Genomic DNA, 19,609 nt, shown 5'->3' with positions numbered 1-19,609 from the left:
TTAACGCCCCAGATCCCTCAATTTTTTACCGGCAAAAAGATTGGTCTCAATCGTCTCAAGAGAGACACCTTTCGTTTCCGGAACCATCATGAGCGTGACAAGCATGAAAAGTCCATTGAAAGCGGCAAACATAATAAATGTTGATGCAGCGCCCATAGCGACCATGACCATCGGGAAAGTCTTGGAAATCGCCCAGTTTGCCCCCCAGTTTGTGACAGTAGAGCATCCAATTCCGAAATCACGTCCGCGCGTGGGCTGAACTTCGGAGCACAGGGTCCAGACAAGCGGCCCCTCACCGATTGCGAATCCAGCCACGAACAATAGAACAAATCCGCACAGAGCAATCTGAGCCTCAAAGCTCGAAGCGCCGACCGCCAACAGGATGCCCACACCCAGCAACGCCAATCCCGCAATGACGCAGCTCAGGATGAGAAGCGGACGACGGCCCCATTTGTCCACGCAGGCAATCGCCACACCCGTTAGGATCATGTTCGTCAGACCGACAAGTGTCGTAGCCCAGATGGACGCGTTGACACCAAAATGGGCCGCCTGAAAAACGCGCGGCGCATAATACAGCAGGGCATTGATCCCGGTCAGCTGCTGCATGACCTGAAGAAGCATGCCCAAATAGACAGAGCGACGGAAATTGGGATTGCTACGAAACAGGCCAAACCCGGCATCGCTGCTTTTGTGCAAACGCGCCTGAATGTCGGCCAGTTCAGCTTCTGCCACTTCTTCGTCGGAACGCAGGCTGTTGAGAACACGGCGCGCATGGTCCTTGCGCCCTTGCATCATCAACCAGCGCGGGCTGTGCGGGAGGATCAACACAATGCCCAGAAACAGCGTTGCAGGAACCGCCATGATTCCGAGCATCCAGCGCCAGTGCTGACCGCTCGCCAGAAGACTGTCAGAAACGAAGGCGAGGAAAATGCCGAGCGTGACCATCAACTGGTAAAAGGAAATCATGGACCCGCGAGCGGATTCGACAGTGATTTCAGAAATATAGAGCGGCGCAGCAAACGCTGCGAGACCTACGGCCAGTCCCAGAAAGACGCGCCCGATAATCAGGATCAAAGCAGACGGTGCCAAGGCGCACAGCAGCGTCCCGAGAAGAAATAAAATTGCGGCGCCAAGCATAGCCCCGGTACGCCCGTATCGCGTGGAGATACGCCCAGCAACCAGAGAACCAAATGCGGCTCCTGCCATCATGGACGATACAATCCACCCTTGCAGGGCATCACTGGCATGGAAATCTGTAGCGATAAAGGGCAAAGCGCCCGCAACCACACCAGTATCGAGACCGAACATCAGGCCAGCAAGCGCCGCCATAATCCCCAGTGCCGTAGCGCGTGCCGTGCTGCGTTGAGGCTCCCCTGAAACGTCCTCACTGCGGACCGCAGCAATCCCGACCATAATTCCTGTTCCTCATCCTTAACTCAGGTCTGGCTCATACCTGACGGTCTTTCTAGGACCGAACACAAACCAACACCAACGTTTGGAGAGGGATAGATATACGAAAAGAGGGAGTTTTATAGTCCACTTTAGATTTTCTGTTCCGGTATGCGTACGATGCATACCGGAACAGAAAAGAGCATCACTTATCTGCGTAAGGGTTTTTCGTGCCACGCAACTGGATACGGATTGGCACACCCGGCATATGGAACGTCTCGCGAAGGCCATTGACCAGATAGCGCTTGTAAGCATCCGGCAGCATTTCAGCGCGGGTCCCAAACAGCAGGAAGGTTGGCGGACGTGCCTTGACCTGCGTCATGTAGCGCAGCTTGAGACGACGACCATCCACCAGTGGCGGCTGATGCCGGTCCAACATTTCCTCGAACCAGCGATTGAGTTCGCCCGTCGTGACACGCGAGTTCCAGACTTCGTAAGCCTTACGCACCGCGGGAAGCAGACGATGAACCCCTGCCCCTGTCAGTGCAGAGAACGTCACCACAGGGATACCACGAACCTGCGCCAGGGATGTCTCGATCCGGTCAGAAATAGCCTTCCGGGTCGCAACGCGATCTTCAACAGCGTCCCATTTGTTCAAAGCGAGAACACAGGCACGCCCTTCTTTTTCGATCAGACGGGCAATCTGAAGATCCTGCTCATGAACGCCGAGTGTGGCATCAAGGGTCAGGACAACCACTTCCGCCATTTTCAGCGCCTCAATGGACGCAGAGACAGACATGCGCTCCAGAGGCTGCTCGACGCGTGCGCGTTTCCGCATTCCGGCCGTATCAACAAGGCGGATCGGTCCAACCTCATCGAACAGTTCGACCGAAATGGAGTCACGGGTCAGGCCAGCCTCTGGGCCAGTAATCATGCGCTCTTCGCCCAGAAGGCAATTCAGAAGCGTTGATTTACCTGCATTTGGGCGGCCGACAATCGCAAGATGCAGCGGTCCAGCCGGACGTTCTTCCTGCTCTTCGCCCTCTTCAGGCTCTTCGTCACGACGACGATGGCGAACCTGGCGCGGCGCGTGTGGCAGGCGGTCCACGATCTCACCCATGAGATCGCTGATGCCTTCGCCATGCTCGGCCGAAAGAGCCAGTGGCGTACCCAGACCCAGCGAATAGGCTTCCAAAGCTGCATCAGTTCCGGCTTTGCCTTCTGCCTTGTTGGCAATCAGCATGACCGGGCGGTTCTGACGACGCAGCCAGTTGGCGAAATGGGCATCCGTGGGCGTGATGCCTGCACGGGCATCAATGCAGAACAGAACCAGATCCGCCATGGAAACAGCGGATTCGGAAGAGGCCCGCATACGCCCGAACAGCGTATCCGGCGCCGCTTCTTCAAGACCGGCCGTATCGATGATGCGGATACGGCGACCGCGCATGAGGGCCTCGCCCTCCTTGCGGTCGCGCGTTACACCAGGCTCATCCGAGACGAGCGCCTGACGGCGCCCGACGAGCCGGTTGAAAAGAGTGGATTTCCCGACATTCGGGCGCCCAGCGATAACAACGATGGGCAGGTTCTCAGAGGTCATTCGTTCAGCCATAGGCCCGCAGAACAGCATCCTGGGACAGTGTCAGCACCAGACCGTCACAGACGATTGGCTGAACCTGGCATGGCGCCGTGGTTTTACGGGTCGATTCAATTTTGCCAGTTACGGCATCAACAACCACCATGCCTTCCTGTGGCAGGGTGGAGAAACAGATCAGCTTGCCGTTTACCAGAAGAGGACCGACCCACTGGACGGCATCCTTCTGGACTTCCTGACGGCGGAAGCGACGAAGCTGTGTAATCCAGCGCACATGACCAGACAAGCGGTCCAGACAGGCAAGCTGCTGATCCGTGGACAGGACAAACATCCAGTCGCCACAGATTGTCAGGGGTGTCTGGCCACTGACTTCACGCTCCCAGAGACGGCGACCAGACCGCATGTCGACAGCCACGAGAACGCGGGACATGGAGATGGCGTAGGCCGTTCCCTTAACGATGACTGGTGCACCACGGATACAGGAGAAATCCAGCATGGCGCCCATACCATTGGCACCGCCAAGACTGTCACTCCAGACCATTTCGCCGGATGTCGCACGCAGGGCAACGAGATCACCGCTGCCAAAGCCTGCAAGCACCACACCATCTACGATGGCGGGAGCGGCCTGACCAAAGACAACCGTATCCGCACCAGTGGCCTGATACGTCCAGACCTGACGACCTGTCGTAGCTTCCAGCGCAAACAGACGCTCGTCAATCGTCCCGAAAACGACCAGACCGTCCGCGATGGTTGGCGCAGAGCGGCCCGGCGTTCCGAGATCGACAGTCCATTTTACCTTGCCGGTTGCAGCATCGACTGCCAGCGCCTGCGCCACACCGTCAACGATGTAAAGCGTGTCGCCTTCCAGTGCGACGCCACCACCAATATTGGTGGAGCGGGACTTTACTGGTGCTGGCTGGTGTGACCAGAGTTGCTTCATACCCGGCCAGGTCCATGCCTTCACGACACCCTGTGCGTCCGTCGTGAAGATACGACCATTGCCAATCACTGGCGGCGACTGAATCGCACCACGACTGTTGGGCATGATGGCAACCATAGACAGGAAGCTCGTCGGATTAACCTCGGCGCCGATCGAACGGCTCCATTTGAGATCAAGGCCACTACCAATCGCATTAACCGAAACATGATCCGGCGTGCGATCCGGCTGGAGCCATTCCGTTACAGCCTGCGGGGCTGAGAGGCTGATCGGTGTATGATCTTCGGGATCAACGGTCAGGCCAGCCCCGGTGGACAGAACGTCAACACGATGGCCAGCCAGCATTGGCTTTTCATCATCATTGAACAGACTGCATCCGCCCAGTGCGGTCAGGGCAGCACCGGAACAGGCGACCTGTAACAGGAAACGACGGTTCACGGTCGGGGAAGATCGGTCAGGGCGGCGCATCAACCAGCGTCTCCAAAGGTTTCAAGAAGAGCCTGTGCACGGGCACGAACCCCTTCAGGCGCATCAGCATTCCCGCTGATCTGCGTCAGCAAACGCTGGGCTTCTTTCTGCTGTTCGGCAGTTGCGCCAGAACGCAGATCCAACCCAACAAGACCTTCCTGCGCCAACGCCCCCCAGGCCCCACCATTCTGGGCAAGACCTTCATAGCCGGGACGCAGCGTCTTCGGATCTGCCGTGTTGGTCTGGGCATTCAGGACCATGTACCGCGCCAGATCCTTCAGTGCAGGTTCGGCAGCAGAATCGGACGCAACGCTGTTCCAGGCTTTCAGCGCAGAGGCCGTATCGTGATCCTGCATCTTCAGATCAGCCAGACGCAGTGCGGCATAGGAGCGAACTCCCGCCGGACCATGATCGGCCAGATCCTGAAAAGTTGCTTCAGCCTGCTGCGTGACAGACTTGTCATGCTTGGGATCAGCCAGCGTTTCGAGTGCCGTGAAATATCGGGCGGAAGCCGCACCCTGCGCCGCTTTGCGGGCATGAGTCTGCCATTCCCAGACGCCACCGCCGATCGCGCCTACGACGACGACACCTGCCACGACAGCACCCCATCGACGTGCAGCTGCCCGTAAGCGCTGAAGCCGAATTTCCTCGTTCACCTCTGTGATGAAATCGTCCGCCACCTGGTCCCCTGTTGGATCGGTTTTGTAAAGTTCTGGCGGAACCATACAGGTGCCGCACGTTTGCGGCAAACGCTTCGCTTGAGAAGCTGTTACCGAAAGAAACTCATCGCCGTTTTAGGGCTTCTTTAACCCCTGCCAGATGATCCTCTCCGGCATGAAGAAACCAGCCCTGCTGCTGCCCTCGGCCCTGATGCTTTGCGCTCTCGGCGGATGTGCCCCGGACCGCATTGCCTCTGCCCTCACCGGCAAGGACTGCAACACAGCCTATCTCTATGACGACGAGAGTTTCTGCTCCCGTCCGGTTGGGCCGCCCCCGCCCCAGCCTTACTGCACGACCAGCTTTGAAGGGACGGATTGCTGGGCCAGGCCGGACCTGATGCCCAATGTGGCCCGCCAGACCTATGAAGGCCCGACGAGCCTTACCCCTCTGCAAAATCAGACACGTATGGGGCAGTAACGTTTTTTAGTGGTGCCCGAGCTTACGGCCAGCAGCCGTCAGTTCCGTGGACAGCTTCTGGAATGACCCTGCAATGCGGGACTGCACAGCCGCACTCGCCGTATGGATATGCGAAATCCTGGCGCTGGCTTCCTGACTGATAGCGGTCTCTTCGCGATTGGCCTGCCCTGACACGCAGGCGTTATAGGCCCGAGCGTCTTTTTCGTAAGCGGTCACGCGGTCCACGCTCTCGTTGTACTGGGCGACCGTCCCGGCCTTGACCGTGGGTGCCGTCGGCTCGGCACCACATTTTGGTGCACTCCAACCGGAGTCGGCAGCCGTGGCTGTTCCAGCAGCAAGCACGGACAGAAGAGACAGGCCGCACAGCGCAGCAACGGGACGAATCATAAAGCTCCCTTTCTTGGTCGAAGCGTCGCGCGCCCTACGCCTCGATCAAGGCGCAAATTTGGCAAAACGTCCCGTTGCGTTTCCAATCACTTCATCGTCCTGCATGACGACTGTTCCGCGTACGATGGTTGCCATTGGCCAACCCGTCACCTGCGTGCCGTCGAAAGGCGTCCAGCCGGCCGGAGACGCGATCCAGTCATTTGTGATTTCGCGCTGCGCCTTCATGTCCACCAGCGTGAAATCCGCGTCGAAACCAACAGCCATCCGACCCTTTGTCTGAAGTCCGTAAACGCGCGCCGGACCAGCAGCCATCAGATCGACAAGGCGAGACAAGCTCAGACGGCCAGCATTCACATGATCGAGCATAACCGGCACGATCGTCTGAACCCCCGTCAGACCGGCGGGGCAATTCGGCCACGGACGCTTCTTGGCCTCAAGCGGATGCGGCGCATGATCGGACGAGACGACATCCACACGACCATCCTGAATGGCTTTCCAGCTTGCTTCGTAATGATACTGATCGCGCAGAGGCGGATTCATGACGGCGAGACCGCCCAGCTTTTCGTAGCAGTCCGGGCCGACCTGCGTGAGGTGGTTAACCAGAACTTCAACGGTTGAAACATCCCGGAAACCAGCCAGATACTCCAGCTCTTCGGCCGTGGAGGTATGGAGAATATGGGCCGGGCGACCTGTCTTGCGGGCGATCGCCATAATCCGGCGGGTACCGAGGAATGCGCATTCCACATCCCGCCAGATGCTATGTGTGGCGTAGGGCTGCCCTTCATGAAACATGGGCTTGCGCTCCTGAAGACGGTATTCATCTTCAGAATGGAAGCAAACGCGACGATGACCAGAGCGCATGACAGCTTCGATACCGGCATCGTCTTCAATCATCAGATTGCCGGTTGAAGATCCCGCAAAGACCTTGATTGCACAGACACCCGGCTGCTGCTCCAGCATCGCAAGGTCCGGCGTGTTCTCACGGGTCGCACCGATATACATACCGACGTCCACATGGGCGACCTTGCTGATGTGCTCGCGCTTCCAGTCCAGCATCGCCTTATCCGTGACGCTGGGGGACGTATTGGGCATGTCGAACACAGTCGTCACACCACCAAGAGCCGCCGCGCGTGTTCCGGTTTCCAGTGTTTCGACAGCTGCATTTCCCGGATCGCGCAGATGGACATGGCTGTCGATCAGACCGGGCAGAACATGCAGCCCGGTCGCATCAATCACACGGTCGGCATCATCGTCTTTTGAAACGGACAGGGAAGCAATGCGACCATCCCGAACACCCAGATCAGCCTCGGCCTCACCCCATGGAAATACACAGCGGCCATTCCGGATAATCAGATCGTAATGCATGGTCTGTCCTCATTGAGTCTGGTGAAAGCCGCGTTCAGTTGACGCGGGAGAGCGTTTCGAAAACATCCCCATCCACCGGGACGTTTTCGATATGATGACGGTGCCACAGCGCATAGAACAGCAGCGTCCAGGCTTGTCGGGCATGTCCGCGCTGCGTTGCTGTGGAGAAAAGGCGCTCGACCCGATGGGCGGGCATAATGGCCTGAATGCAGGCCTGCTGCGCCACGAGCGGAGCCAGTCGTTTTGACTGCCCCTCAATCCAGGGACCGACAGGAACGGTGAAGCCCTGTTTGGGTGCAAACGGGCGAGCCTGGGGCAAAGCCTCCTGAAGCCAGCGCCGCAGAAGCCACTTGCCATACCCATCACGGACCTTGAACCGATCAGGCAAGGACCAGACAGCCTCAGCAACGACGGGATCCAGCAAAGGTGTGCGGCCTTCAGCAGAATGCGCCATCAGGCAACGATCCAGCTTGAGCAGAAGATCGTTCGGCAACCATTCGGCAATATCGAGGGCCTGCACAGCAGGAAGTCCCGTCAGGCTCTGCGAAAATTCCATAGCTGCCAGTCCTGACCGCCATTGCCGTCCACGCCCCGGAAAGCAACGGCCGAACGTCCCTGAACGCCAGGGAGCTCTTCCGCCCCGCCACCAGGGTTTCAGTGCACGGCGATAACGGCCATATCCGGCGAACAGCTCATCCCCGCCTTCTCCGCTCAAGATCACTGTAACCTCTTTACGAGCCTCCTGCGCGAGGAACCACGTTGGAATGATGGCGTAATCCGCAGCCGGGTCGTCCATGCACGCCACGATGGCAGGAAGGTGCTGCCAGACCATGGCTTCCGTCACGGTCAAGACATGATGATCGGCCCCGACCGAGGCTGCCAGAGCCGCTGCATCACTGGCTTCATCCGCCTTTCCACTATCAAAACGGGCAGTCCAGGTTTTGGGGTGCGGCAGGCCCAGCTTATGGGCAGCCGCAAGAATCGTGGAACTGTCTATTCCGCCTGACAGGAACAACCCGAGGGGTACATCAGCACGCAGATGGGCGTGAACGCTATCCAGTAGTGCAGCATCCAATCGACGGAGAGCCTGATCGTCCGTCAGATCGGCCGGAACTGACGTCGTGGTTTCCTTGAGAACATGCCTGCGGCGGGACTCCACGATACGACCGTCCACAATGCGCAGGGTCTCGCCCGGAAGCAGCCGTCGAATACCCGGAAAGATCGTTTTCTGACCCGTCGTAAACTGGAGTTGCAGCAGTTCATCCCGTGCTTTCCCGCGTGCGCGACGAATACCGAAACCTCCGGCCAGAAGCGCCTGTGCCTCAGAGGCAAACGCTATGCCACCTTCATATTCCGCGATGTAGAGCGGCTTGATCCCGAATGGATCGCGGGACAGCACCATTTCATGCTGGCCCTGCTCATTTTCCACCGCTGCAATCGCGTACATGCCGCGAAGATCATGCGTATAGCCGGTGCCGTCCCTCAGCCAGAGAGAGAGCGGTGGCTCGCAATCACTACCAGTCTTGAAATAATTGGCTGGAAAGCCCGCACGAATATCGGGATCATTATAGATCTCGCCATTAGCGATCAGAGCTGCATGCCCTACGCGAAAAGGCTGCGTCCCCCCTGCAATATCGACGATAGACAGTCGCCGGTGCCTGAGTGCTGCTCCTGCGAAATCGAGACGTCCCTCACCGTCTGGCCCGCGATGGAAAATAGCCGCAGACATACGCTCCAGCGCCGCTTGATCCGGCGTATGGCCCGGAAGGCAGGACAGTCCAGCAATCCCGCACATCAGGACAATCCTCCGTCCAGAAACTCGGACCACTTGGCCATGACAACGCTCTCGGCAAACTCGCGCTCGAACCGGGCACGCCCGTTCTGTCGCAAACGTCCTGCCAGCGCTGCATCCTCCAGAATGGCTCCAATCTGACTGGCAAAAGCTTCGGCGTCTTCAACAGGAGTAAGAAGACCATCTTCTGTTCCCGCAAGAATTTCCTGCGGCCCCTGAATGGCACTTCCGACGACCGGAACACCGGCAGACAGCCCCTCGATCACCACATTTCCAAGCGGCTCGATTCGGGAGGGACAAACCATGACGTCACAGGCTCTCAGCCATGGGCCACTTTCCGCCACCCATCCCGGCAGATGAACACGGTCCGAAAGCCCCTCTTTGCGAATAAGACCTTCAAGTGCGGAGCGTTCCGGCCCCTCCCCCCCAATCACAAGATGCACGCCCGGAAGACGCGTCATGGCCCGGATCAGAACGTCAAAAGCTTTGTTTTCATGCAGCCGCCCAAGAGCCAGTACAAAAGGCGCTTCTGGTGGCAAAAATTCCGGGCGGACCGCAGGAACAGTCGAAAAATCCGTCGCAAAATTCGGGACGTAATGCACACGGTCTGCGGGCCAGCCCTGCATTTTCATCCAGTCTGCCAGACCGCGCGTATTGCCGATCAGATGCTCGCAACGCCGGTAGTTAGACAGATCATAATATCCGCCAAGACGCCCCGCCGTCCGCCATGGGCCAGACGGCAGTTTCCGGGCCGCACGGCTCATCCAGGCGACGACCACATCCGGCTGGAACTCGCGTAAACTTTTCTGAAGACGCGGCTTTGTGCCCACATCCAGCATGCCGCCAAAACGGAACGTCTGCGTCTCCACATTCGCGGCCTGCAGGCGTGCTTCACGCCCGGCATCCTGCCGGATCAACGCTCGAACGGGGCGCTGATCCGCCGTCTGGGCTATGGAGAGGCGCTCGAAGAACAGTTCCGCGCCCCCTCGCGCAGACCCGGCCATAACATGCGCCACTCTGGCTTTTCGCCCCGAAGAAGAAGACGGTGCCACAGGCGACGGCTGGGAAGGAACGCTCATGACCTCTCTATCGGCCATGCAGCGCGGCGCTTCAAGGTCAGGTTTGGAAGGCTTCAGCTTTTCCGTCCAGAATCGCTCGCGCAATCTCAAGGACCTTCGAAGCGGGAAGTCCCGTCAGAGGCGCCTCTCCCTCTGGTCCCGGAGCCGCAAGAGCAAAGGCATTTTTTCCAGATGGCGCATATTCTGACATGCGGGACGGCCCGAACAGGCCAAGCGTGGGTGTTCCCGCTGCCGCTGCGAGATGCATGAGCCCAGAGTCATTTCCAATAAAGAGCGCACACCGCCGCAGCAGGGCTGCAACTTCGCCAAGTTCCCGATTTCCACCGAGATCGAGCGCATCCGGCAGAGCCTCCAGAACTGGCAATGCGCGTTCTTTTTCCGCCTCTCCCGGCCCATAAAAAACTACTGGCCGTAGTCCCTGCGCACGCAGACCTTCAGCCAGAGCAACAAACCGTTCCGGCGGCCAGATCTTGCCATCCCAGTTTGCAGTTGGCCCCAGAGCGAGCCATTGTCCGCTCGGGAGAAGCGTACGCGCCATTGCCTCCTGATGGTCGGACACACAGACACGCGGCATAGGCGTCTGCCGGCGTCCCAGTGCCTGACCAAGCTGCTCGACCTTGCGCCCGTCCCGACGCCCACCCCGTACAATCAATCGACGGCGCGTTCGCAACGTAAGACTCAGCAGCGAGCCACGAAGATCAACCACCATAAACCATCGGGTTCTCACACATTGCTGCCAGAGATCCAGCCAGTGGCGATCATGCCGGCGCTTTTCCAGTGTGATGACGCGCTCACACCGGAGATCAGGCTCGAACAACCCCGCCGCGACCGGGCCGCAGACAACTGTGAAAAGCGCGGCAGGATAACGCGCCTGCAATGCTCCCAGAACCCCTGTCGAAATAACGGCATCGCCCAGCCGGTTGGACGTAATGAACAGGATTTTCATCAGTCGCGACGCCACACCGGCTCCTTGAGGCCGTCTACGAAAGCCGCATGAGCGGCCAGTTCTTCCGCAGTGGGGGGTGCCATTTTCCGGGGTGTACGATTGGCCAGAAAGTCTTCTGCCCCTGCGAGATTCTTGTTCCGCGATGGACCAGCCAGCCCAAGCCCGCGCTGGCGCCCACCCATCAGTTCGACATACACTTCGGCCAGAAGTTTACAGTCCAACAGCGCGTTATGGGTTCCACGCTGGGACAGATCGATATTGAAGCGACGGCACAGCGCATCAAGGCTGGCGGGCATACCCGGATACTTCTTGCGCGCCATTTCCACGGTATCGACCGCCCGACTGGCATAATCCAACGGGGGGCGGCCACACTTCTCAAGTTCGGCATTCACGAATTTGAAGTCGAAGCGCGCGTTATGGGCAATCATCGGAGAATCCGCGATGAATTCCAGAAATCCATCAGCGATTTCGGCAAATTTCGGCGCGCCCTCCAGATCCTCGATCCGAAAACCATGCACCTTTGTCGCTTCAGCCGGAATGTCGCGCTCCGGATGCACCATGACATGGTAATGATTGGTGGTCGGCAGATCATCGATCAGTTCGATGGCGGCAATTTCAATGATGCGATCGCCCTGCTCGGGGTCAAAGCCTGTGGTTTCCGTATCGAACAGGATCGAGCGTTTCATGGAGCCTCGCGCAGACGGTGCAGAAGAACGCGAACCTGCCGGGCAGCAGATCCGCGGGAAAGGCCGGTTCGTATCACGATGTGCGCCCGGCGTCTGCGTTCATGGTCTGGCATCTGCCGGGCAAGCAGGGACCGGGCCTGCTCCTCTGTCATTCGGGCTTGCCCGCGTCCACGCTGTCGGATGCGGCTCAGACGCGTCGTCATGGGGGCCTGCACCACAACCACGACATCGCAGTTTTGGTCCTCCCCAATTTCCATCAAAAGCGGAATATCCAGAACGCAGAACGGCTCTTTGCGGGCCCGGCATTGCCGCAGGAACCGCGCCCGTTCAGCACGAACCAGCGGGTGCATAACGGATTGCAACCGTTTCAGCGCCAGCTTATCGCCAACAACCACCTGACGCAGGGCATGGCGATCAAGCTGCCCATCCGTGACGGTACCGGGAAAAAGGCGCGCAATTTCGGGGATAGCCTTCCCTCCCGGCGCCTGTAGCGCACGCACGGTCGCATCGGCGTCAAAAACCGGCACACCAGCCCGGCGGAACAGGGCAGCAACCGTACTCTTCCCCGCTGCCATCCCGCCCGTGAGGCCAATGATTTTCATGAGTCAGCGCAGGCTGGCAGCCAAAAGATTGAACGTCGCCTCATCCGCTTCCGGGTCAACACCGAACCAGGAACGAAAACCGGCCCGTGCCTGATGGATAAGCATTCCCAACCCATCAACCGTGCGCAGACCTTCTTTCTGGGCGGCTATCAACAGTGGGGTATCGCGTGGGGTATAAACAATATCCGTCACGCACAGATTGGCCCCAGCCTGACGCAGTAGCGGTTTCCAGTCGATATCCGCTTTGCCGTTCATGCCAAGGGACGTTGCGTTGACCAACAGGGAACATCCCGACAGCAGATTTGGCCAGTCATACCACTCCACCGCTTCCCCGCCCTTCAGGGCTGCAACCATGGCTTCGGCCCGTTCCATCGTGCGGTTTGCCACGATAACCTCGCATCCACGATCCAGCAGCGCCGCAGCAACTGCTCGGGCCGCTCCTCCTGCACCAAGGATCAGTGCACGGCCTGACAATGTGACGTCATGAGCCGTCACATTGTCGCAGAAACCCGTTCCGTCCGTGCAATCCCCGATGATCTGACCATTTTCGAAACGAACGGTGTTCACCGCACCCGCCCGCCTGGCCGTATCCGTCAGGCGGTCACAGGCGCGCATAGCCGCCTCTTTGTGCGGAATGGTGACATTAACGCCCTGGAATCCGGCAACAGCCAGACCTTTCAGGGCAACATTAAAATGCTCGGGACGCGTTGGCAGCGGGACATATGCGCCATTGACGCCATGCACACGACACCAGTGATTGTGCAGCAGCGGGGAGCGTGAATGCTCGACCGGCCAGCCCATGACGCCAGCAAGTTTGGTATGTCCGTCAATCATGCAGCCAGTCTCTCCCAGACCTGAGGCAGAAGCCGCGCAAGGCGCGCTGCCCATTCCTGTTGCCCCGCCTCATCAGCGATAAGATCCTGCCGGAGTTCAATTTCCAGATATGGCAGGCCGTTCGCTTCTGCGTGACGAGGGACGGTGTATTCGTTGCTGTCCGTCAGGACATAGGGTTCATTGTCGCCCACACAGAGGTCTCCCTCCGCACGAAGCATTTCGATCATCGCCTGCGCCAGACGACTATCTTTATGATGCAGGATTCCGATCTGCCATGGCCGCTTTACACCTGCCATTTCCGGCGTGAAGCTGTGCAGGGCAATAAGAGCCGTCGGGCGTCCTTCCCGCTCCAGCAATGCTTCAGCGATCGCATCATGATAGGGGTGCAGGATTTCGCGTTCGCGTCGGGCACGACACTGAAGCGGAGCGGCACTGTTGCCCGGAACAGGCGTTCCGTCACTGACATGCGGCATGGACGTCGGATGGCCCGGCGCACGGTTACAATCAATGACGAGACGGGAATAGACCTGCTCGATCAGAGTTGAGCCCAGCCTCTCATGCAAAGCCCGTCCGACCCCGAGAATGCCAATATCCCAGGCGATATGCCTCTGCCACTCCGCCTCTTGCACCCCCAGAAATCCAAGCGTTCGGGGAACGGCTTTGCCTGCATGGTCACTGACCAGAACGAATGGCGAGGGTCGTGTTTCGGGAAATAAAAGGAATGGTGCCGGATCATCGGCACCCAGCAGAGGAAGGGACATTGGCTCTTTAAGTGTTGTTAACCTGCGAGAGCGGACAGAGTATGGCGGACCGCCTCCGCAGACCAGTCCATATTCCCGATTGCTTCGGCCACGACCTCTCCCCTGGCGTTCAGCAGCAGGGAGCGTGGCACACCATGCAGAGACATGACGCTTGGTGTCAGATCCTTGAGATCGCCTGGACGAACCTGTTTGACAGACGCCACCAGAGCATCCTGATCCGCCGTTTCCATCATGACGGAAGACATCGGGTCCACAAGCAGAGGCAGCGCATCAATCTGATGGGCGTCATAGAAAGCACGGACCTTGGGGATGGTGCTTCCACGCACAGCCACTGTCACGATTTGCGCCCCGTCTGCACCCAGCGCCTTGGCTGTCGCATTCACGGACGGCAGTTCACGGATGCAGGGCGGGCACCATGTTGCCCAGAAATGCAGCACGAAGGGTTTGCCGAACCAGTGTGACAGAGGAACGTCCTGATCCTGCTCGTTCTTGACAGACAGGGCTGGCAGAACACGCGGTTTGGCGAGAACACCAAAAGAGTTCGGGACAAAAGGAATACCCTTGTCTTCGGCAGGCGCACTGAATGCGCGGGATGTCGCAAGAAGCCCTGCAGCCCCGGTGAGAACCGCACGACGGGTTAATGAAAAAGCCATCCGTTAGATCCTGATATCGTCAGTGGAATAAAATTTCAGAGTTCGGAAAAAATATCGTGAAGCTGCTGGGCAGCATTCGGGGCAGACCAGTTGACCCCGCCCTCGGCCGAGGCCCGGAGACGGCCTGATCCATCGATCAGATACGTCACAGGAATGGCAACATCGGATGTCTTGAGCCATGCTTTGTAGGCTGCTTTGTCCACAGTCCACGCGGGAATATGCTTCAGACCCGCCGCATCCAGAAAGGCTGCAACCTTTTCAGGTGTTGCGCTGGCAACGGCGACAGGGATGATCGGACAGTCCGTTCCAAGGGACGCCATGAAAGCGTCCAGCTTTGGAAGTTCCTGCTTGCAAGGGCCACACCAGGTTGCCCACACATGCAGAAGAAATGGCTTACCGCGCTGAGCTTCGAGGCTTGTATTTGCGCCAGACGGACCGGATAACTGCAGAGTGACTGGATCAAGCTGCGCCTTACCAGCCTTCAGGCTCTTCACAGACCGAAGATTTTCCTGCTGTTCCGCCCACGCTGCCCCTGACAGGGCCGCAGCAATGCTGACACAGCCAACACCCGCGATAAATCCACGCCGTCCAATCGGGATTGTCATTAAAACACTCTCTTTTCTGTTCCCATTCCCACAACACCATCACTCTTTCAGAGCCGCAATCATTTTTCTGAACTACGTGATCGCGTCCGGGGCTCCCCAGTCCATTTCCTCTTCAATAAACGCTCGCAGACAGCCCTGAGAATCAATCAGAATGTGCCGGGGAAACTGAGTTCACTCACACCCAGCCGCCGCCCGGAAATCGTGTCGATCTACGGTCCATGGATCGATACGGGTCAGATTGGGGTTTTGGGAAAACAGCCACTGCGTCTGCGCCTATGCTGGGACATGTCATCAGGAACAATCGGTTTTGGACGATCTTCAGCATGTGCGGAATTGCGCAGGCTGGCCACGGCAGGTAGGCTTGGGCCTCCTGAAAGAAGGGTTCGCCGGTCGACCTGCTTCTGTTTCACCCTGTTACGGTCATCATGAAAAACGTTCCTGTCGAAAAAGAAACCGATGCTGCCTCGAGCTTTGAAGGCACGGCTGCCAACCCGCAATGGGGTGGTCGTTTTGCCTCCGGACCGGCCGCCATCATGAGCGAAATCAACGCCTCCATTGGCTTTGACAAAATTCTCTGGCGCCAGGATATCCGCGGCTCTCTCGCCCATGCTGCCATGCTCCAGAAGGTTGGCCTGCTGACGGAAACCGAACTGGCAGAAATCCGGCAGGGTCTGGGTGACATCGCGCAGGAAATCGGCGAAGGACGTTTCGAATTCTCACCGGCCCTCGAAGACATTCACATGAACATCGAGGCCCGCCTGTCCGAACGGATCGGTGAAGCTGGCAAGCGCCTGCACACAGCACGCTCACGCAACGATCAGGTGGCGACAGATTTCCGCCTGTGGGTTCGTGATGCGATTGACGGGCTTCAGGAGCAGACCGCGTCCCTCATGCGGGCACTTGCAAAACGCGCACTTGAATATCACGCCACGCCGATGCCTGGCTTCACGCATCTTCAGGTCGCTCAGCCTGTGACGTTCGGTCATCATCTTCTGGCTTACGTCGAAATGCTGTCCCGTGACCGGGGTCGTCTGCGCCATGCCCGCGCACGCCTGAATGAGTGCCCGCTGGGGTCTGCTGCTCTGGCTGGAACGTCCTTCCCGATCGACCGCGCCATGACTGCTGCGGCGCTGGATTTTGATCGACCAACAGCAAACTCCCTTGATGCCGTGTCTGACCGGGACTTCGCACTGGAGTTCCTGTCCGCGCTCTCCTTGCAGGCCATGCACCTCTCGCGTCTGGCGGAAGAAATCGTCATGTGGGCGTCGGCTCCGTTCGGCTTCGTCACGCTATCCGATGCATTCACAACCGGCTCATCCATCATGCCACAGAAGCGCAACCCGGATGCTGCTGAGTTGGTCCGTGCGAAGATCGGCCGCATCATGGGCAACTTCACCGGTCTCTTAACGGTCATGAAGGGTCTTCCGCTGGCCTATGCCAAGGACACGCAGGAAGACAAGGAACCTGTCTTTGATGCGACGGAAGCCATGACGCTATCCCTCGCCGCCATGGACGGTATGATCCGTGACCTGAAGCCGAATGAGACGCGGATGCGCGAAGTTGCCGGTATGGGCTTCTCGACTGCAACCGATCTGGCGGATTGGCTGGTTCGGGAACTGCGCGTTCCATTCCGGACGGCCCATCACGTCACTGGGCGCCTCGTCGGTCTGGCGGAGCAGCGTGGCTGTGATCTGTCGGATCTGTCTCTTGAAGATATGCAAGCCGTAGAACCGGGCATCAACGCCGGCATTTTTGATGTTCTAACGGTTGAATCTTCTCTGGCGTCCCGCACCAGTCTGGGCGGAACCGCTCCATCCAACGTGCGTCAGCAGGCTCAGGCCTGGCTGGAAAAACTTGGAGACGCTGCATGAAACGTTTTCTGCTTGTTGGCCTGACCCTCGTAGCACTTGGCACCGGCCTGAGCGCGTGCGGAAAGAAAGGGGCTCCTCACGCCCCCGGCCCGGCTTCAGACATCACCTATCCGCGCAGCTATCCGCCTGAATAATGGACGTTTGCAGGGATTTGTGAAGGCGTGAAAAACAGCCTGTAAAAATCGGTAGATTTTCAGGAATGGAAATTCTCTTTCTGTATCAGTATGTTGTCAGGAAGAGTGTTCCCCGCGTAAGCGGGGATGAACCGTATCCGTCTGCGGCGTTGTAGTTCAACCACTCGTGTTCCCCGCGTAAGCGGGGATGAACCGAAATTCGCCGGAGTTTTGCCTACCTGAAGCGTGTGTTCCCTGCATGAGCGGGGATACTCTCCGCTTGAAACGCTACGCCGCTTTTTCAATCTCAGACATAACAGGGTTATGGCCGCTCCCGGCGAGCGGCTACGATCAACTATCCCCCAGCGCTTTGACCACCAGTGGATGCTGCAGCACATTTTGTGCAGACCAACCCAGCGAGCGGAGGACACGCACCCCCTCTGCGCCGTCACGTTTGGAGAGCTTTTTTCCTTCCTCATCCAGAATGAGGGCATGGTGCCTGTAATCAGGTTCAGGCCATTTCATCAGAGCCTGAAGCACACGATGAACGGATGTGGCAGCGTAAAGGTCCTGTCCTCTTGTGACGCAGGTTACGCCTTGTAGGGCGTCATCATGGGTCACGCACAGATGGTAAGACACACCCGTGTCTCTGCGCCCCAGAACGATATCGCCAAATTCTTCAGCGCGCCCCGCAATCCGTCCCTGCCCGACTTCATACCAGGACGGCACACCGTGGATTTCATTTAGGGCCCGTTCCATATCGAGCCGCCAAACCGGACTCCGTCCATTTTCTGACGCGCCTGTCCTGCACGTTCCCGGATAAACAGTGCTTCCGTCGGGAGCCTGCCGACCGGAGGTCGCAGCGGCGATTTCGGATCGGGTGCAAAAGCAGGGATAAAGTAGCTTGCGCTGCCGGAGATGATCCAGAACAGCCTTATAGGCACCGATGTGCTGCGACTGCTGACGGACCGGTTCAGTTGGCCACAAACCAAGCCACTGAAGATCCTGCCGAAGAGCCTCTGTCAGATCAGGTGTGCAGCGTGTTGTATCAATGTCCTCAATCCGTACCAGAAAGCGTCCCGACGGCCCGGCCGTTTGCCGCGCATGGAGAGCGGACACGACATGCCCGAGATGCAGGTATCCGGTCGGGCTTGGAGCAAAGCGGGTTACAGGCGGAAGCGTCATCAAGCTGTCATCAGGGTTTTCTTGCAGTCTGGGGAGTTTACTGAAATAGTCGTTGCAAAGAAGCCGACGACGCATGTTTATCGGCGTTTGTCTTACTGTTTTCTACGCCGAAGTTTCCCGCATGTGCCGTCCTCTCAAAAAGGGATGCGCGTGGTGCCTGTCAGTAGTCAGCATTTTCCGGCTCTTGTTCTGAATGCGGATTTCCGTCCGCTGTCGTATTTTCCGCTCTCGCTATGGTCATGGCAGGAAGCCGTGAAGGCTGTCTTTCTTGATCGGGTCTCCGTTCTGTCTGAATATGAAGACGGCGTCGTTCATTCCCCAAGCATGACAATGCGCCTCCCCAGCGTCATTGCCTTGAAGGACTATATTCCCTCAGCCCGCAAACCTGCTTTCACGCGCTTTAATGTGTTCCTGCGGGACAATTTTTCGTGTCAGTACTGCCATGACCGATTGCCAACACATGAACTGACATTCGATCACGTCATTCCCCGCGCCAAGGGTGGCAAGACAACCTGGCAGAACGTGGTGACAGCCTGCAGCCCCTGCAATCTCCTCAAAGGTTCCCGGCTTCCCAGCGAAATCGGCATGTACCCTCACCGGAAACCGGATCAGCCGAGCAGCCGCCTTCTTCAGGAAAACGGGAGGACCTTCCCGCCCCACTATCTCCATGAAAGCTGGCGTGATTATCTATACTGGAACACTGAACTGGAGACGTAAGCCCGCGTTCAGTGTCTCCAACTCAGCAAGGATCACGTTCCATGCGTAAAAGTTTTCTGACTGCTGCTCTCGCCCTTGGCCTGTCTGTCACGGCTCTTCCGGCTTCGGCTGAAACAATCCATCTTTTCGGCCCGTTCAAGGGCGAACACGGTGCAACGTCCCCGATCAAGGGATCAGCATCTGCCATGCTGGACACGACCAAGAACACCCTCACCTATCGCTTTGAAGACAATGGCCTGACAGGCCCCGTCACCGCAATCCATCTGCATGGGCCTGCGGCAGAAGGCGAAGATGCAGGCGTCATTGCACCAATCAATGGTCCCTACCAGACGCGCATGACTGGCACGCTGAACCTGACGGCCGATCAGGTGAAAGACGTTCTGGCAGGCAAGAGCTACATCAACCTGCACACCGAAAAATTCCCGGATGGTGAAGCCCGCGCCCAGCTCACAACAGAGCTGACCGGCCACAAACATCACGGCAACCACTAA

General features: G+C 58.2%; 21 protein-coding genes. 5 read left to right on the top strand and 16 right to left on the bottom strand.

Annotated features, from left to right (window positions below):
- The 4 genes from J4P41_RS02805 to J4P41_RS02790 form a co-directional block, all read right to left on the bottom strand.
- Nucleotides 1-1,413, bottom strand: a complete 1,413-nt coding sequence (locus J4P41_RS02805; protein WP_426066031.1) for a sugar porter family MFS transporter — start codon at nucleotides 1,411-1,413, stop codon at nucleotides 1-3.
- A gap of 181 nt (nucleotides 1,414-1,594) precedes the next feature.
- A complete protein-coding gene (der, locus tag J4P41_RS02800; protein WP_034881641.1) occupies nucleotides 1,595-2,986 on the bottom strand; it encodes a ribosome biogenesis GTPase Der in 1,392 nt (463 codons plus the stop codon).
- A gap of 4 nt (nucleotides 2,987-2,990) precedes the next feature.
- Nucleotides 2,991-4,385, bottom strand: a complete 1,395-nt coding sequence (locus J4P41_RS02795; protein WP_426066030.1) for a PQQ-binding-like beta-propeller repeat protein — start codon at nucleotides 4,383-4,385, stop codon at nucleotides 2,991-2,993.
- Entirely contained in the window at nucleotides 4,385-5,065 is a 681-nt protein-coding gene (locus J4P41_RS02790) for a tetratricopeptide repeat protein (protein WP_282857813.1), read from the bottom strand. Before J4P41_RS02790 ends, J4P41_RS02795 begins: the two co-directional genes overlap by 1 nt.
- Before the next feature lie 154 nt (nucleotides 5,066-5,219).
- Between J4P41_RS02790 and J4P41_RS02785 the strand changes: the two genes are divergently transcribed.
- The gene (locus tag J4P41_RS02785; protein WP_010502387.1) at nucleotides 5,220-5,522 is read left to right on the top strand and encodes a hypothetical protein; all 303 of its coding nucleotides are present in this window, start codon (nucleotides 5,220-5,222) and stop codon (nucleotides 5,520-5,522) included.
- Between the two features lie 6 nt (nucleotides 5,523-5,528).
- Here the strand turns inward: J4P41_RS02785 and J4P41_RS02780 are convergent, their stop codons facing one another.
- The 11 genes from J4P41_RS02780 to J4P41_RS02730 are packed head-to-tail and all read right to left on the bottom strand — an operon-like array spanning nucleotide 5,529 to nucleotide 15,232.
- Nucleotides 5,529-5,909, bottom strand: coding sequence for a hypothetical protein (locus J4P41_RS02780; protein WP_062016490.1), 381 nt, complete (start codon nucleotides 5,907-5,909; stop codon nucleotides 5,529-5,531).
- A gap of 45 nt (nucleotides 5,910-5,954) precedes the next feature.
- A complete protein-coding gene (locus tag J4P41_RS02775) occupies nucleotides 5,955-7,274 on the bottom strand; it encodes a dihydroorotase (RefSeq protein WP_426066029.1) in 1,320 nt (439 codons plus the stop codon).
- A 34-nt stretch (nucleotides 7,275-7,308) separates the two neighbouring features.
- The gene (asnB, locus tag J4P41_RS02770; protein WP_426066028.1) at nucleotides 7,309-9,069 is read right to left on the bottom strand and encodes an asparagine synthase (glutamine-hydrolyzing); all 1,761 of its coding nucleotides are present in this window, start codon (nucleotides 9,067-9,069) and stop codon (nucleotides 7,309-7,311) included.
- On the bottom strand, nucleotides 9,069-10,145 hold the full coding sequence (locus tag J4P41_RS02765) for a glycosyltransferase (RefSeq protein ID WP_415564552.1): 1,077 nt from the start codon (nucleotides 10,143-10,145) through the stop codon (nucleotides 9,069-9,071). The genes asnB and J4P41_RS02765 overlap by 1 nt, the downstream gene beginning before the upstream one ends.
- A gap of 37 nt (nucleotides 10,146-10,182) precedes the next feature.
- Entirely contained in the window at nucleotides 10,183-11,091 is a 909-nt protein-coding gene (locus J4P41_RS02760; RefSeq protein ID WP_415564559.1) for a glycosyltransferase family 9 protein, read from the bottom strand.
- Entirely contained in the window at nucleotides 11,091-11,777 is a 687-nt protein-coding gene (gene dnaQ, locus J4P41_RS02755) for a DNA polymerase III subunit epsilon (RefSeq protein ID WP_023945361.1), read from the bottom strand. Before dnaQ ends, J4P41_RS02760 begins: the two co-directional genes overlap by 1 nt.
- On the bottom strand, nucleotides 11,774-12,379 hold the full coding sequence (coaE, locus tag J4P41_RS02750; RefSeq protein WP_426066027.1) for a dephospho-CoA kinase: 606 nt from the start codon (nucleotides 12,377-12,379) through the stop codon (nucleotides 11,774-11,776). The genes dnaQ and coaE overlap by 4 nt, the downstream gene beginning before the upstream one ends.
- A gap of 3 nt (nucleotides 12,380-12,382) precedes the next feature.
- The gene (locus J4P41_RS02745; protein WP_426066026.1) at nucleotides 12,383-13,213 is read right to left on the bottom strand and encodes a shikimate dehydrogenase; all 831 of its coding nucleotides are present in this window, start codon (nucleotides 13,211-13,213) and stop codon (nucleotides 12,383-12,385) included.
- Entirely contained in the window at nucleotides 13,210-13,974 is a 765-nt protein-coding gene (locus J4P41_RS02740) for an N-formylglutamate amidohydrolase (protein ID WP_426066025.1), read from the bottom strand. The genes J4P41_RS02745 and J4P41_RS02740 overlap by 4 nt, the downstream gene beginning before the upstream one ends.
- A 17-nt stretch (nucleotides 13,975-13,991) precedes the next feature.
- Nucleotides 13,992-14,627, bottom strand: a complete 636-nt coding sequence (locus J4P41_RS02735; protein ID WP_426066024.1) for a TlpA disulfide reductase family protein — start codon at nucleotides 14,625-14,627, stop codon at nucleotides 13,992-13,994.
- 35 nt (nucleotides 14,628-14,662) lie between these two features.
- On the bottom strand, nucleotides 14,663-15,232 hold the full coding sequence (locus tag J4P41_RS02730) for a TlpA disulfide reductase family protein (protein ID WP_426066023.1): 570 nt from the start codon (nucleotides 15,230-15,232) through the stop codon (nucleotides 14,663-14,665).
- Nucleotides 15,233-15,657: 425 nt separating this feature from the next.
- On the opposite strand from J4P41_RS02730, the gene argH reads away from it, so the two are divergent.
- A complete protein-coding gene (gene argH, locus J4P41_RS02725; protein ID WP_426066022.1) occupies nucleotides 15,658-17,103 on the top strand; it encodes an argininosuccinate lyase in 1,446 nt (481 codons plus the stop codon).
- Nucleotides 17,100-17,237 (top strand): hypothetical protein, encoded by a 138-nt coding sequence (locus J4P41_RS02720; RefSeq protein ID WP_023945348.1) that lies wholly within the window; start codon nucleotides 17,100-17,102, stop codon nucleotides 17,235-17,237. The genes argH and J4P41_RS02720 overlap by 4 nt, the downstream gene beginning before the upstream one ends.
- Before the next feature lie 330 nt (nucleotides 17,238-17,567).
- Here the strand turns inward: J4P41_RS02720 and gluQRS are convergent, their stop codons facing one another.
- On the bottom strand, nucleotides 17,568-18,401 hold the full coding sequence (gluQRS, locus tag J4P41_RS02715; protein ID WP_426066021.1) for a tRNA glutamyl-Q(34) synthetase GluQRS: 834 nt from the start codon (nucleotides 18,399-18,401) through the stop codon (nucleotides 17,568-17,570).
- Nucleotides 18,402-18,545: 144 nt separating this feature from the next.
- On the opposite strand from gluQRS, the gene J4P41_RS02710 reads away from it, so the two are divergent.
- Both J4P41_RS02710 and J4P41_RS02705 read left to right on the top strand, forming a co-directional pair.
- Nucleotides 18,546-19,118 carry an HNH endonuclease gene (locus tag J4P41_RS02710; protein WP_010502360.1) on the top strand — a complete coding sequence of 191 codons (573 nt, stop codon included), beginning with the start codon at nucleotides 18,546-18,548 and terminating at the stop codon, nucleotides 19,116-19,118.
- A gap of 41 nt (nucleotides 19,119-19,159) precedes the next feature.
- Complete coding sequence (locus tag J4P41_RS02705) at nucleotides 19,160-19,609, top strand: CHRD domain-containing protein (protein ID WP_061931686.1); 450 nt, start codon at nucleotides 19,160-19,162, stop codon at nucleotides 19,607-19,609.

It is taken from the genome of Gluconobacter sp. NFX36 (assembly GCF_049887835.1).
Taxonomy (GTDB): Bacteria; Pseudomonadota; Alphaproteobacteria; order Acetobacterales; family Acetobacteraceae; genus Gluconobacter; species Gluconobacter japonicus_A.
This window is presented reverse-complemented; position numbering and strand designations above follow the sequence as displayed.